The organism is Mycobacterium sp. 1081908.1 (assembly GCF_001673535.1).
GTDB lineage: Bacteria > Actinomycetota > Actinomycetes > Mycobacteriales > Mycobacteriaceae > Mycobacterium.
Map to the genome: position 1 here is coordinate 1 of NZ_LZLY01000035.1, position 14,123 is coordinate 14,123.

Genomic DNA, 14,123 nt, shown 5'->3' on the forward strand with positions numbered 1-14,123 from the left:
CCGAAACGCGCGATGCGAACCCGCGGATGGCGGCGGATCGGCACCGCCATCGTCCGCTGGCCCGCCCCCGAGCCGGCGCCGGAACCCGCCGAGCCGAACAGGCCGCCATCCCCCGCCTTACCGGCCGCACCGCCGGCGCCGCCCTGGCCGCCCGTGCCGCCGACGCCGCCGTCGCCGCCGACACCGCCGTTGCCGCCGATCCCGAACTCGTTGCCCACGCTCAGCGCATAGGCGTCGCCGCCGTTGCCGCCCGTGCCGCCGGCGCCGCCCACACCGCCGGTGCCGCCGACGCCACCGGTGCCGCCGCTGCCGGCGGCTCCGCCGGAGCCGAACAGCAGTCCGCCGCGGCCCCCGTCACCCCCGACACCTCCGGTGCCGCCGGTGCCCCCGGTAATCCCGACCTCAACTCCGTCGGCGGCGGTACCGCCATTTCCGCCCACGCCGCCGTTCGCGGCGATGCCGCCGGTGCCGCCGACGCCACCGGTGCCGCCGCTGCCGGCGGCTCCGCCGCTGCCGAATAGCAGCCCGCCGTTTCCGCCCATCCCGCCGGCGCCCCCGGTGCCCCCCGCGCCGGCGGTCGCGTCGAGGCCCTTGCCGCCGAGGCCGCCGATGCCACCGGTGCCACCCTGGGCGTCGGCGCCCGAGAGCAGGACGTTGGGGCCGTATCCCGCCCCGCCGGTGCCGCCGACCTGTCCCACCGTCCCGTTGTCGCCGGGACCGCCCGGGCCGCCGACGTTTCCGGCGTTCAGGCCGGTGCTGCCGGTGTTCGCCGTGCCGCCATCGGGGGTGACGGCGGTCGTCCCCGTCAGACCCATGCCGCCTTGACCGCCGGCCCCGCCGCTGCCGAACAGCACGGCGCTGCCGCCTGCGCCGCCGGTACCGGGGTTGCCGCCGTTGACGCCGGCAGCGGCGGCCCCGCCGAGCCCGCCCGCTCCGCCGTTGCCGCTGAGCAGCCCGCCGGCGCCGCCGTGACCGCCGTTGGCGCCGGCGCCGCCGCCACCGCCCGCCCCGCCGTTGCCGAACAGCCCGGCACCGCCGCCGTTTCCGCCGGCCACGCCGTTGGCCGTTTGGGTGAACCCGGTGCCGCCGTTGCCGAACAGCAGCCCGCCCGCCCCGCCGTTCGGGCTCGCCGCCGTCCCGTTGGTTCCGTCGCCGACGAGCGGGCGCCCCAGCAGCAGCTGGGTGGGCGCGTTCACCACGCCCAGCACGTCCTGCTCGACGACCTGCAGCGGGCTGGCGTTCGCGGACTCCGCGCCCGCGTACGCGCCCGCGCCGGCCTGCACCGCCTGCACGAACTGCTGATGGAATGCGGCCACCCGCGTGCCCAGGGCCTGATAGGCCTGGCCGTGGGCGCCGAACAGGGCCGCGATGGCCGCCGACACGTCGTCGGCGCCCGCCGGCAGCAGCTCGGTGGTCGCGGCCGCGCCCACGCCGTTGACCTCGCCCAGCGTGGACCCGATGCCGGCCAAATCCGTTGCCGCTGCCTCCAATCCGCTGGGCAGGGCCACCAAGAATGACATCGCCACCTCCGATTCGCCACTCGGGAGGGAAGCATCTCATGTTTGCTACCGCCCGTGGCGCGATATGGCCGACACCGGCGGGCCGCGGCGGCTGCCCGGCCGCGCCTCCTCCCGATGCCGCCGGTACCCGGGGTACCGGTTAGCCTCGACACCGAGCCGACACGAGGAGGGTGCTCATGCAGGGATTCGCGGGGAAGGTCGCCGTGGTCACGGGCGCCGGTTCAGGTATCGGTCAGGCGCTGGCGATCGAGCTGGCCCGCTCGGGCGCCAAGGTGGCCATCAGCGACGTCGACACCGAGGGCCTCGCGCAAACCGAGGAGCGGCTGAAGGCCATCGGCGCGCCGGTCAAGGCGGACCGGCTCAACGTCACCGAGCGGGAGGCCTTCCTGGCCTACGCCGACGCGGTCGCCGAGCACTTCGGCAAGGTCAACCAGATCTACAACAACGCGGGCATCGCGTTCACCGGCGACATCGAGGTCAGCCAGTTCAAGGACATCGAGCGGGTGATGGACGTCGACTTCTGGGGCGTCGTCAACGGCACCAAGGCGTTTCTGCCGCACCTGATCGCCTCCGGCGACGGCCACGTGATCAACGTCTCCAGCGTGTTCGGGCTGTTCTCGGTGCCGGGGCAGGCGGCGTACAACGCGGCCAAGTTCGCCGTGCGGGGCTTCACCGAGGCGCTGCGGCAGGAAATGGTGCTGGCCCGCCACCCGGTCGCGGTGACCACGGTGCACCCGGGCGGCATCCAGACCGCCATCGCACGCAACGCCACCGCCGCCGAGGGACTCGACCCCGAGCAACTGGCCAAGCTGTTCGACAAGCGGCTCGCCCGGACCAGCCCCGAGCGCGCCGCCAAGGTCATCCTGGACGCGGTCCGCAAGAAGAAGGCCCGGGTGCTCGTCGGCACGGACGCCAAGCTGCTGGACGTGATGGTCCGGGTCGCCGGCCCGTACTACCAGCAGCTGTTCGGCCCGGTGATGGGCCGCCTGATGCCCAAACCCTGACGCGCTACCGCCCCAGCGGGTGCTCGGCGAGCCACCCGCCCGCGACCGCCTGCGGGTCGGCGCCCCCGGCCACCTGCCGGCGCATGTCGGCCAGCGCCGCGGTGTCCAGCACGCCGGCCACCTCGTTGATCGCCAGCAGCTGCCGGTCGCTCAGCGCGTTGCGCCGATACAGCGGCACCACGTTCTCGGCCTGGATCAGCGCGGGCTTGCCGTCGGCCAGCGCGACCAGGTCGCCCGGGCTGGCGGGGTCGGCCGTGGTGGTCCACCCCGCCGCCGGCTGCCCGGCCCGCACCGCGTCGAAAAGGGCTGCCTCGGAAGGGAATTGGCGCGGCGACGGCAGCCGGCACGATCCCACCGCCGCGGGCGGGGTAAACCCGGTGACCGCCCCGACCGCCAGCCCGGCGCAATGCGCCGGCAGCGCGCTGAGGTCCGCGGTGAGGTCGTGGCCGCCCCACGCCTTCGCCGTCGCGCGCGTGACCAGCAGCACGGGTTTGTCCTCCGCCGCGGTGGTGTAGTCGCCGGCCAGCACGCCCTCGGGCAGGGCCGCGATCATCGCACGGTAGACCTGGGCGTCGGACATCGCCGTCGCGGCGGGCTGCAGCTGCCGCAACGTCTGGCCGGTGAACGCGGGCACGACGGTGTACGCGCCCGAGTCCAGCTTCGCCATCGGGTCGGGGGCGGTTTCGGGCCGGGCCGCGAAACCGTAGGACCGCAGCGCCGCCGCGTAGACGGCGGCCAGCAGCGACGACTGGGACCCAACCACCAATTCGGGAGCGGGGCGGCGCTCGCCGCAGCCCGTCAGCGCCAGCAGCGCGGCCAGCAGCGCGGCGGCCAGCCTGGTCACACGGACGAGTCGGCAGCGATCGCGACGGCGGCGGCGACCGCTTCCCCGACCCGGGAGTCCAGCGGGCTCGGCACGATCCGGTCGAGCGCCAGGTCGTCGCTGACGACGGAGAAGATCGCCTCGGCCGCGGCCACCATCATCTTCTCGGTGATGCGGCGGGCCCCGGCGTCCAGCGCGCCGCGGAACACCCCGGGGAACGCCAGCACGTTGTTGATCTGGTTCGGGAAGTCGCTGCGGCCGGTGGCCACCACCGACGCGTACTTGGCGGCGACGTGGGGGTGGATTTCGGGGTCCGGGTTGGACAGCGCGAACACGATCCCGCCCGGCGCCATGGTGGCGACCAGCTCCTCGGGGACGACGCCGCCCGACAGCCCGAGGAACACGTCCGCACCCTCGAGCGCCTCGACCAGGCCGCCGGACAGGCCGTCGGGATTGGTCCGCTGCGCGAGCTCGACCTTGACGCCGTTCATGTCGTCGCGCCCGCCGTGCAGAATGCCGCGCGAGTCGAGCACGGTGATGTCCGAAACACCCATCGTCAGAAGGAGATTCGTGCACGCCACCCCGGCGGCGCCGGCACCGGAGACCACCACGCGCAGCGAGGACATGTCGCGGCCGAGCAGCTTGCTGGCGCCCATCAGCGCGGCCAGCACGACGATCGCGGTGCCGTGCTGGTCGTCGTGCATCACCGGGCAGTCCAGCGCCTCGATGACCCGCCGTTCGATCTCGAAGCAGCGCGGGGCGGAGATGTCCTCGAGGTTGACGGCGCCGAACGTGGGGCGCAGCCGCACCAGGGTTTCGACGATCTCGTCGGGGTCCTTGGTGTCCAACACGATCGGGATCGCGTTCAGCCCGCCGTACGCCTGGAACAGCGCGCACTTGCCCTCCATCACCGGCAGCGACGCCGCGGGCCCGATGTCGCCCAGGCCCAGCACCGCGCTGCCGTCGCTGACGACGGCCACCAGCCGGTTCGACCACGTGTAGCGGGCGGCCAGGGTGCGGTCCGCGGCGATCGCCCGGCTCACCTGCGCCACGCCCGGCGTGTAGGCGATCGACAACGCGCGCTGGGTGTCCAGCGGCGCGCTCAGGGCCACCGAAAGCTTCCCGCCGACGTGCGCGTCGAAGATCTCGTCGTCTCCGATGGCCAGTTGCGGCGACGCGGTTTCCGGCATCGCACCAGGGTAAGGGCTACCCATTAGTAGGCCTAATTTCCGTTTGAGATCAGATGAGCCCGAGCTCCGTGACCGCGTTGCGCTCGTCGGCCAGCTCCGCCGTCGACTTGTCGATCCGGCCGCGGGAGAACTCGTCGATCTCCAGGCCCTGCACGATCGACCAGTCGCCGCCCTTGGTGGTGACCGGGAACGAGGAGATCAGGCCTTCCGGCACGCCGTAGGAACCGTCGGAAACGACCGCCATCGACACCCAGTCACCCTCGGGGCTGCCGAGCAGCCAGGAGCGGGCGGCGTCGATGGTCGCCGACGCGGCCGACGCGGCCGACGAGGCGCCGCGCGCGTCGATGATGGCCGCGCCGCGCTTGGCGACGGTCGGGATGAAGTCGTTCTCGATCCACGCCTGGTCGCCGACGACCTCGGCGGCGTTCTTGCCGCCGACCTCGGCGTGGAAGATGTCGGGGTACTGGGTGGCCGAGTGGTTGCCCCAGATCGTCATCTTCTTGATGTCGGTGACGGCGGCGCCGGTCTTCTTGGCCAGCTGCGAGATCGCCCGGTTGTGGTCGAGGCGGGTGAGCGCCGAGAACCGCTCCTTCGGGATGTCGGGCGCGTTGGTCATCGCGATGAGCGCGTTGGTGTTGGCCGGGTTGCCCGTCACGCCGACGCGCACGTCGTCCGCGGCGACCGAGTTGAGCGCCTTGCCCTGCGCGGTGAAGATCGCGCCGTTGGCCTCCAGCAGGTCGCCGCGCTCCATGCCCGGGCCGCGCGGCCGCGCGCCGACGAGCAGGGCGAGGTTCACGCCGTCGAAGATCTTGTTCGGGTCCGCGCCGATCTCCACACCCGCCAGCAGCGGGAAGGCGCAGTCGTCGAGTTCCATCACGACGCCCTCGAGCGCCTTGAGCGCCGGCTCGATCTCCAGCAGGCGCAGCTCGATCGGGCGGTCGGCGCCCAGCAGCGCCCCGCTGGCCAGGCGGAACAACAGGCTGTAGCCGATCTGGCCGGCGGCGCCGGTGACGGCGACCTTGACAGGACTTGCGCTCACGTCGATTTACTCCTCAAGACACGGTTGCGGTCGACGTCGAAACTAGCGCACCGCCGTCGGCGCGAAATCTCCGGTCCACGGCGCGCGCGGAGTCTTCACATCACGTTTCACCAGGACGCGTAGCATTGAGCACCGCTTTCCCGACCTGCGCCGCGATCGGAGGTGAAGGTGTTTCCCGGACCTGACGCACTGCCCGAAGTGCTGCGACCGCTGGTGCACGAGCCCCGCGAGCCGCGCACACCGCCCGTCGAGAAAACGCCCGTCGAGACCCTGGTCGACTGCGCGGTCTACGCCGACGGCAATCGGCTGCCGGGCAAGTTCACCTACGCGGCCGCGCTCACCCGGGTGCGGCAGAGCGAGGCGCTCGGGCAGGAGGCGTTCGTCTGGGTGGGCCTGCGCGAGCCGAACCTGGACGAGATGCAGGAGGTGGCCGACGTCTTCGGGCTGCACGCGCTGGCCGTCGAGGACGCCGTGTGCGCGCATCAGCGGCCCAAGCTGGAGCGCTACGACGACACGGTGTTCCTCGTCCTGAAGACCGTCAACTACGTCCCGCACGAGTCGGTGGCGGCGGCCCGCCAGATCGTCGAAACCGGCGAGATCATGGTCTTCGTCGGCAAGGACTTCGTGGTCACCGTCCGCCACGGCGAGCATGGCGGGCTGTCCGAGGTGCGCAAGCGCCTGGACGCCGACCCCGCGCAGATGCGCCTCGGCCCGTACGCGGTGATGCACGCCATCGCCGACAACGTCGTCGACCATTACCTCGAGGTGAGCAGCCTGATCGAGTCGGACATCGACAGCATCGAGGAGGTGGCGTTCGCCCCCGGACGCAAGATCGACGTCGAACCGATTTATCTGCTCAAGCGCGAGGTCGTCGAGTTGCGCCGGTGCGTGAATCCCCTGTCGTCCGCGTTCCATCGGATCCAGATCGAAAACAAGGACGTGATCTCCAAGGAGGTGCGGCGCTACCTGCGCGACGTCTCCGACCACCAGTCCGAGGCCGCCGACCACATCAACAGCTACGACGACATGCTCAACTCGCTGATCCAGGCCGCCTTGGCCCGGGTGGGCATGCAGCAGAACAACGACATGCGCAAGATGGCGGCCTGGGCCGGTATCGCGGCGCTGCCCACCGCCGTCGCCGCCATCTACGGGATGAACTTCCATTTCATGCCCGAGCTGAACTGGACGTGGGGCTACCCGGGGATCATGGCCCTGATGGCGGTGTCCTGCCTGATCCTGTACTTCCAATTCCGGCGCAACCACTGGCTTTAACTCACCTTTCTCTCGCGAGCAGACGCAAAAGCCCCCAATCCGTCGGCGTGTCGGGGGCTTTTGCGTCTGCTGGCGCCTGCACAGTCGCGGGCTTGTCCACATCGCGTCGGAAGTTGACTACCTCGCTCGCCTGCCCCGCCGGACAGTACAGCTGTGGACATCGAAAAGGTGTTGCTCGACGGCGGCGGCATGGCAACTACTTCACAGCTCCTGACTGTGGCCTCGCGCAAGCGTTTGGCCGGACTTGTGAAGTGCGGCAGGCTTATTCGGGTATGCCATGGCGTCTACATGGCAACGGAGCCCGACATGCTCGACCGGCTCGCAGCGGTGGAGTTGATGGCCAATCAGCGAGTGGTCGCGTGCATGGGCACGGCTGCGGCGCTGTACGGATTCGACACGGAGACGACGTCCCAACTTCACGTTCTTGATCCCGGGATACGCATGCGCCCGACACCGGGCGTGATGGTTCATCAGCGTATTGGTGCACCGCTGCGACAAGTACAGGGCCGCCTGGCAACAACGCCAGCATGGACCGCGGTCGAGATAGCTCGAATGCTTCGGCGCCCACGCGCCTTGGCGACCCTAGACGCCGCCCTGCATGTCGGTGCTTGTAGCCGAACGGAATTGGACGCGGCGATTCACGAGCAGCGGGGCCGACGCGGAATTGTGAAGGTCCGGGGACTGTTTGGCTATGCCGACGGCCGCGCCGAATCGCCGATGGAGAGCGAGGCGCGACTGGTTTTCATCGACAATCGACTGCCGGTGCCGGAATTGCAGTACACCATCCTCGACCGACGCGGGCGCCTCTGGCGCACCGACTTTGCGTGGCCTGACGCGATGGTGATCGCCGAATACGACAGCGTGGAATGGCATGTCGGCCGCGATGCCCTCCTGCACGACCGACTGAAAACCGCTCGACTGCAGGAGTGCGGATGGACGACCATTCCGATGACAGTTGACGACATCCGGCACGATCCGGGCGGCTTGGTCGCACGCATCAACGGCCACCTCATGAAACCTCGCATCGCCGGCTGACCGCACGCTTCCCTCGCGAGCAGACGCAAAAGCCCTCGGATGCCCGGCGTGTCCGGGGCTTTTGCGTCTGCTCGCCCAACCCAACGCAGCAATCAATCGGGTTGCGCGGCCGGGCGGTTGGGATCCAGCACGTCGACGCCGTCGCTGCGCCAGGCCTGCCGCATCGCCTCGGCGCCCTTGAGCCGCACCCAGGCAGCCTCCGTCGCGGTGATCGGGGTCGCCGACAGGAACTTCACCGGGTCACGCGGCGGGTCCAGCGGCAAATCGGGGATGTCGCTGTCGCCCAACAGCACCGCGGTGAACGGCACCCGACCGGCCGGCCACGCCCACAGCGGCGAGCCGAGGTCGATCAGGGCGTCGGCGACCAGCACCACGCCATCGACGGCCGGCGTAGCCGCCAGCACCGCCAGGCTGCGGGCGATGCCGGTCGCCGGCCCGGGATCCCGCAGCCGCAGCACGATTTCGGCGCGCGGGCCGCGCAGCGGGTCGGCGACAATCTCGGAAGGATCGGTCATCGGGTGCCGCGAGCACCCCAGCGACACGTGATGAACCAATCCCCCGCCGCGAAACCGCAACACCTCGATGGGTTCGGTGCCCAGGAACGTGACGCTCGCCGAGTCGGGCTCGCCCCCGGCGAAGTGGCCGCGCAGGTGCGCGCGCACAAGCTCCAGGGTCACTCGGCGGGCGCCCGAGTCAGGTTCGCCCCGGAGTCGGCGTCGAACACGGCGATCTTCGTCGTGTCCAGGGCCAACTCGATCGACTGCCCGATGGTGGCCTTCGACTCCGCGGGAACCCTTGCCACGAACTGGTTTTCGTGCACCTCGCCTTCGGCCTCCAGCTCGTCCAGCTGGGCCGCGTGCACGGCCGGGCCCGCGGTGGTGAAGTACACGTACTTGTCGGCGCCCAGCGATTCGACCATGTCGACCTTGACCTCGAAGGTCAGCGCCCGGATGCGCTGATACCCGTCGATCAACGCGGCGTCGGCCAGGTGCTCGGGCCGCACCCCGACGATGACGCTCGCCGGCTTCGGGTCCCCCCCGATCACCCGCTGCACGTCCGGCGCCAGCATCACCTCGCCGAACGACAGGGTCAGCCCGTTCGGCGTCAGGTCGGCAGGGAAGAAATTCATCGCCGGCGAGCCGATGAACCCCGCGACGAACAGATTGGCGGGACGCTCGTAAAGCTCGTCGGGGGTGCCGATCTGCTGCGCCACCCCCCCGTGCATCACCACCACGCGGTCCCCCAGCGTCATCGCCTCGGTTTGGTCGTGGGTGACGTAGACGGTGGTGGTGCCCAATCTGCGCTGCAGCCGCGCGATCTCGCCGCGCATCTGCACCCGCAGCTTGGCGTCCAGGTTGGACAGCGGCTCGTCCATCAGGAACGCCTTGGGATGGCGCACGATGGCCCGGCCCATCGCGACCCGCTGCCGCTGCCCACCCGAAAGCTGGGACGGCTTGCGGTCCAAAAGCTCGGTCAGGTCCAGGGTTTTGGCCGTCTCCTCGACCTTCTGCGCGATCTCGGCCTTCTTCATTTTCGCCAGGGTCAGCGGAAACGCGATGTTCTGCCGCACGGTCATGTGTGGGTAGAGCGCGTAGGACTGGAACACCATGGCGATGTCGCGGTCCTTGGGCGCCTTCTCGTTCATCCGGACGCCGTCGATGCGCAGCTCGCCCGACGAGATGTCCTCAAGCCCGGCAATCATGTTCAGTGTCGTCGTCTTGCCGCATCCGGAGGGCCCGACCAGGATCAGGAACTCGCCGTCGGCGATGGTGATGTTCAGGTCCTTCACCGCCGCGGCGCCGTCGGCGTAGCTCTTGTTGACGTTTTCCAACACAATCTCGGCCATCGCGCTATCCCTTCACAGCGCCAGAGGTCAACCCGGCGACAATCCGTCGTTGGAAAATTAGAACAAAAACGATGATGGGGACGGTAATCACGACGGCGCCGGCGGCGATCGACCCGGTCGGTTCCTCGAACTGCGAGCTGCCGGAAAAGTTCGCGATCGCCACCGGCGCGGTGATGGCCGCCTTGGTCGCGGTCAGCGACAGCGCCAGCAGCAGGTCGTTCCAGGCGAAGATGAAGACCAGGATCGCCGCGGTCACCAGGCCCGGCGCCGCCAGCGGCACGATCACCCGGCGGAAGGCCTGGCCCGGCGTGGCGCCGTCCATCTTGGCGGCCTTCTCCAGGTCCCACGGGATTTCCCGGAAGAACGCCGACAGCGTGTAAATGGCAAGGGGCAGAGCGAAAGTGATGTACGGCAGGATCAGGCCCGGCCAGGTGTCGAACAGGCCGAGCGCGCGTTCGATGTTGAACAACGGGGTGACCAGCGAGATCGCGGGGAACATGGTGATCAGCAGCGTGGCACCGATCAGCAACCGCTTACCCGGAAATTCCAGCCGCGCAACGGCGTAGGCCGCCATCGCCCCCAGCACTACCGCGATCGCGGTGGTGATCAGCCCGATCCCGATGGAGTTGATCAGCGCCGAGCTGAAGAACTCCCCGCGGAAGATGCCGCGGTAGTTCTCCAGGGTCACCGAGGACGGAAACAGCTTGCCGTCCTTGACCGTTGACGACGGTTTGAGCGACAGCGACAGAATCCACAGCACCGGGACGAGCGCGTACGCCACGACCAGCGTGTCGATCACGGCCCAGAGGGCCACGCGCGGTTTAGCGGCCATCGCCACCACCGCCGGGCGCGGCCGCGCCGAACACCTTGATGTACACCAGCGCGATGATGCCCACGCAACAGAAGATCAGCACGCTGATCGCCGAGCCCAGCCCGACGTTGAAGCCCTTGAACAGGTTGTCGTAACCCAGGATTGACACCGAGTCGGTGTTGTTGGCGCCGTCGGTCAGCACGTAGATGTTGTCGAAGATGCGGAAGGCGTCCAGCGTCCGGAACAGCAGCGCGACCACCACCGCCGGCTTGATGATCGGCAGGATGATCCGGGTCAGGCGCCGCCACGCGCCGGCCCCGTCGACCTGCGCGGCCTTCAGCAGGTCCTCGGGCACCAGGGCCAGCCCGGCCAGCAGCAGCAGCGACATGAACGGCGTGGTCTTCCAGACCTCGGCCAGCACGACGATGCCCAGCGACGGAATCTGTTGCGTCAGCGGCGCTTGGGTAAAAGGTGAGCCCTGCGGCAGCAGGTTGGCCAGGTAGCCGGTGCCGGGCGTCCAGGCGTAGTACCAGCTGTACGACGCGACGACGGTGACGATGCCGTAGGGGATCAGCACCGCGGTGCGCACCAGGCCCCTGCCGACCAGCGTGCGGTGCATCACCAGGGCCAGCGCCAGACCCAAAGCGAACTCGATCGTCACCGAAACCGCCGTGATTCCCAGCGTCACGGCCAGCGCCGTCCACCAGTACCGGTCGGTCAGGATCGTCTGGTAGTTGCCCAGCCCGATGAAGGCCGTGTCATCCGGCGTGGCAAGGTTGTTGCGCTGCAGGCTAAGCCACACCGCGTAGCCGATCGGGTACGCCGTCACAGCGAGCATCAGGATCGCCGCCGGCGCGACCAACGCGAAGGCGAGCCGCCGTTCGGCCCTCACGGCAGCAGCCCCTTGCCGTCGATAGCCTTTTGCGCCTGCGCGGCGAGTTCGTCGGCCGTGCGCTCCGGGTCGATCCGGGTGATCGGGTTCAGCGCCGCCGACAGCCGCAGCGACAACGCTTGGTACACCGGCGTTGCCGGGCGCACCGCCGCGTCGGTTAGCTGCTGGCGGATCACGGTGTACATCGGGTACTTGGCCTGAAATTGCGGATCGGAATACAACGAAGTCCGCACCGCGGGCAAGCCGCCCTGGATCGACACGTACTTCTGGCTGCGCAGGCTGCGCAGGCAGCGCACCGCCTCGAACGCCTCCGCGCGGTGGCGGGTGGTGCTGGCCACCGCCAGGTTCAGCCCGCCGATGGTCACCTTGGCCGGCCGGCCCGGCGCCACCCGCGGGTAGGGCGCGAAACCGAACACCTTCTGGCTGGCCTCATAAGCGATGCGGAATTGCTCGTCGGTGGGCACGAACGTGCCGACGTCGTTGATGCTGCCGGCCAGCGCCGGATCGCGGTTCAGCGGCAGGAACGGCACCCCGCCCTTCACGGCGTTCTCCAGCAGGGACGCCAGCACATAGGGCCAGTTGACCTCGAGCGCGGCCTTGCCCTGCTCCACCGCCAACCGCGCGGTGCCCTCGTCGGTCCGGCTGATCGACGGGTCGGCGCCGGGCGCGGTGGCCACCGACTTGAGCACCCGCAGGGCGTCGACGGTGGCGGCCCGGTGCGCCGGCGTGTCGGTCAGCGTGACGCGCCGGCCGTCGTCGGAGAGCACCTGCCCGCCGGCGCTCACCAACAGCGTGTTGAACCACACGACCAGGCCCTCGCCCTCGTTGGCCTGCGCGGCGATCCAGGCGGGCTGGCCCGCCGCCTGCAGGCGGGCGGCCTCGGTCACCATCGCGTCCCAGGTCGCCGGCGCCTGGGCCACCAAATCGGGTCGGTACCAAAGCAATTGGGTGTTGGTCGTCACCGGGGCGCCGTACAGCCGCTGCTTCCACCGCGCCGACGCGAGCGGACCCGGCAGGGTGTCGACGGTGGCGTCGGTCTCGGCCTGCCCCGCGGGATCGTCGGACAGCGGCAGCGCCCAGCCGGCCTCGGCGAACTCCGCGGTCCACACCACGTCCAGCGCCATCACGTCCAGGCCGCGGTCGTGCGCGGAGAGGCGCCGGGCCAGCTGCACCCGCTGCTCGCCGGGGCCCCGGGGCAGGCTCACGTGCCGCACGGTGAACCCGAGTTGCGCGGTGCACTCCTGCGCGACCGCGGTGAACGTGGCCGCGTCGGTGGCCGGCGTGTAGAAGCTGATCACCAGGCCGCCACCGGGCGCCGCGCAGGCCGGCAACGCCGACGCGATGGTGAGCGTCGCCAGGGCGAGTGCGCCCACTCGGCGCGCGCGCCCCCGACGGCTCACCAATTCAGATCGCCAGGCGCGCCAGCAGATCCCGCGCCTTCTCTGCGTTTTGCGGATCGCAGAGCACGTCGTAGCGGCCGGCCACCAATTGCATGGTGGAGCTGAAATCCCTTGTGCCACGGGCCATTGCGTACGGAACCGCGGAGGTGATCAAGCCGAAGAACACCCCGGCGACCAGACCGGTGACCAGCGCGGCCCAGGGATTGGGGCTGAAGAAGCCCAGCACCAACCCGATGAACAGGCCGAGCCAGGCCCCGCTGATCACCCCGCCGCCCAGCACCTTCGGCCACGACAGCCGCCCGGTGACCCGTTCGACCTGCATGAGGTCGACGCCCACGATGGTCACCTGCTGCACCGGGAACTCTTGGTCGGAAAGGTAGTCGACGGCGCGCTGCGCCTCGGCGTAGGTGGGATAGGAGCCGACCGGCCAGCCCTTGGGCGGTGTCGGCAGCGGGGGCACGCCGCGCCGCCGCGCCGCCGCGCCCGTGGGCGTGGCGCCGGGAACCTGTCCGGGCTGGAAAGGACTAGTCATCGCCGCTCATTCTCCTCCGCCTCGGTAATCCTCTCATCCCGAGGCCGTTTTGCTAGGTTGAGCAGCATGTCAGGCCCCGGTGGTTTCGGCGAGGGCGCCCGAGGCGACGACGCCAACCGGCCGCAAGGCGGCCGCGACGATTGGACACCGCCCTGGGATCCGCCGGCGATCGAGTATCCGGCGTATTCGCCGCCGGGCTACCCGCCGGGCTACCCGCCCGCCTATTCAGCCGCCGCGCGGATGGCAGGCTGCGATGCCCCCTTTGTGGCGAGTCGCCCCTAACGGGAACGGATGCTGAGCATCGCGACGACGAAAAACACCGCCAGGGTTCCCGCGCCGATGACGATGCCCGTGACCGCCAGGCCGTAGCCCTCCTGGCGGGTCTGCTTGATCTGGTTCAGCGCGACCACGCCCAGCACGATGGCCACGATCGAGCCGATGGCACAGCAGAGGAAGCCGCTGAACGAGGAGATGAGCGACGCGATCGCCATGCCGTTGGTCCCGGACTGGACCCGGTAGTCCGGGGTCGCGTAGTAGCCGCCGGGATAGGACGGCGGCCCGTAGCCGGGCGGCGGGTAGGGCGGGGCGCCATAGCCCGGCGGCGGCCCGTACACCGGGGGCGGTCACGGGCATCGTCATCGGCGCGGGAACCCTGGCGGTGTTTTTCGTCGTCGCGATGCTCAGCATCCGTTCCCGTTAGGGGCGACTCGCCACAAAGGGGGCATCGCAGCCTGCCATCCGCGCGGCGGCAGCATGCTG

At 70.1% G+C, this 14,123-nt stretch carries 14 protein-coding genes and 1 pseudogene; 4 read left to right on the forward strand and 11 right to left on the reverse strand.

Features of this window, described 5'->3' with window-relative positions:
- On the reverse strand, window positions 1-1,520 hold a 1,520-nt coding region (locus tag A5655_RS05865), incomplete at its 3' end, for a PE family protein (RefSeq protein ID WP_156764720.1).
- Between the two features lie 176 nt (window positions 1,521-1,696).
- Between A5655_RS05865 and A5655_RS05870 the strand changes: the two genes are divergently transcribed.
- A complete protein-coding gene (locus tag A5655_RS05870) occupies window positions 1,697-2,524 on the forward strand; it encodes an SDR family oxidoreductase (RefSeq protein WP_067006666.1) in 828 nt (275 codons plus the stop codon).
- A gap of 4 nt (window positions 2,525-2,528) precedes the next feature.
- On the opposite strand, the gene A5655_RS05875 is transcribed toward A5655_RS05870, so the two are convergent.
- The 3 genes from A5655_RS05875 to A5655_RS05885 are packed head-to-tail and all read right to left on the reverse strand — an operon-like array spanning window position 2,529 to window position 5,576.
- Window positions 2,529-3,368 (reverse strand): glycine betaine ABC transporter substrate-binding protein, encoded by an 840-nt coding sequence (locus tag A5655_RS05875; RefSeq protein ID WP_067006668.1) that lies wholly within the window; start codon window positions 3,366-3,368, stop codon window positions 2,529-2,531.
- The gene (locus A5655_RS05880; RefSeq protein WP_067006671.1) at window positions 3,365-4,537 is read right to left on the reverse strand and encodes an NADP-dependent malic enzyme; all 1,173 of its coding nucleotides are present in this window, start codon (window positions 4,535-4,537) and stop codon (window positions 3,365-3,367) included. The genes A5655_RS05875 and A5655_RS05880 overlap by 4 nt, the downstream gene beginning before the upstream one ends.
- A gap of 49 nt (window positions 4,538-4,586) precedes the next feature.
- Window positions 4,587-5,576 (reverse strand): malate dehydrogenase, encoded by a 990-nt coding sequence (locus A5655_RS05885; protein ID WP_067006674.1) that lies wholly within the window; start codon window positions 5,574-5,576, stop codon window positions 4,587-4,589.
- A gap of 168 nt (window positions 5,577-5,744) precedes the next feature.
- Between A5655_RS05885 and corA the strand changes: the two genes are divergently transcribed.
- Together corA and A5655_RS05895 are read left to right on the forward strand one after the other, a co-directional pair.
- Window positions 5,745-6,848 carry a magnesium/cobalt transporter CorA gene (gene corA, locus A5655_RS05890; protein WP_067006694.1) on the forward strand — a complete coding sequence of 368 codons (1,104 nt, stop codon included), beginning with the start codon at window positions 5,745-5,747 and terminating at the stop codon, window positions 6,846-6,848.
- Window positions 6,849-7,037: 189 nt separating this feature from the next.
- Window positions 7,038-7,883, forward strand: a complete 846-nt coding sequence (locus A5655_RS05895; protein ID WP_067006697.1) for a hypothetical protein — start codon at window positions 7,038-7,040, stop codon at window positions 7,881-7,883.
- A gap of 92 nt (window positions 7,884-7,975) precedes the next feature.
- Here the strand turns inward: A5655_RS05895 and A5655_RS05900 are convergent, their stop codons facing one another.
- Genes A5655_RS05900 through A5655_RS05925 form a run of 6 tightly spaced genes read right to left on the reverse strand, consistent with a single transcriptional unit; the run spans window position 7,976 to window position 13,364 of the window.
- A complete protein-coding gene (locus A5655_RS05900) occupies window positions 7,976-8,554 on the reverse strand; it encodes a suppressor of fused domain protein (RefSeq protein WP_067006701.1) in 579 nt (192 codons plus the stop codon).
- A gap of 2 nt (window positions 8,555-8,556) precedes the next feature.
- Window positions 8,557-9,729, reverse strand: a complete 1,173-nt coding sequence (locus A5655_RS05905; protein WP_067006677.1) for an ABC transporter ATP-binding protein — start codon at window positions 9,727-9,729, stop codon at window positions 8,557-8,559.
- 4 nt (window positions 9,730-9,733) lie between these two features.
- The gene (locus A5655_RS05910; RefSeq protein WP_067006704.1) at window positions 9,734-10,561 is read right to left on the reverse strand and encodes a carbohydrate ABC transporter permease; all 828 of its coding nucleotides are present in this window, start codon (window positions 10,559-10,561) and stop codon (window positions 9,734-9,736) included.
- Window positions 10,551-11,432, reverse strand: coding sequence for a carbohydrate ABC transporter permease (locus tag A5655_RS05915; protein WP_067006680.1), 882 nt, complete (start codon window positions 11,430-11,432; stop codon window positions 10,551-10,553). The genes A5655_RS05910 and A5655_RS05915 overlap by 11 nt, the downstream gene beginning before the upstream one ends.
- The gene (locus tag A5655_RS05920) at window positions 11,429-12,835 is read right to left on the reverse strand and encodes an extracellular solute-binding protein (RefSeq protein ID WP_067006684.1); all 1,407 of its coding nucleotides are present in this window, start codon (window positions 12,833-12,835) and stop codon (window positions 11,429-11,431) included. The genes A5655_RS05915 and A5655_RS05920 overlap by 4 nt, the downstream gene beginning before the upstream one ends.
- A gap of 1 nt (window position 12,836) precedes the next feature.
- Window positions 12,837-13,364 carry a general stress protein gene (locus A5655_RS05925; RefSeq protein ID WP_067006687.1) on the reverse strand — a complete coding sequence of 176 codons (528 nt, stop codon included), beginning with the start codon at window positions 13,362-13,364 and terminating at the stop codon, window positions 12,837-12,839.
- A gap of 66 nt (window positions 13,365-13,430) precedes the next feature.
- Between A5655_RS05925 and A5655_RS27735 the strand changes: the two genes are divergently transcribed.
- The gene (locus A5655_RS27735) at window positions 13,431-13,646 is read left to right on the forward strand and encodes a hypothetical protein (RefSeq protein WP_156764721.1); all 216 of its coding nucleotides are present in this window, start codon (window positions 13,431-13,433) and stop codon (window positions 13,644-13,646) included.
- Here the strand turns inward: A5655_RS27735 and A5655_RS05930 are convergent.
- Window positions 13,643-13,987: pseudogene (locus A5655_RS05930) on the reverse strand (DUF4190 domain-containing protein); the annotation flags it as partial. The gene A5655_RS27735 and the pseudogene A5655_RS05930 overlap by 4 nt on opposite strands.
- Window positions 13,988-14,123 lie beyond the last annotated feature (136 nt).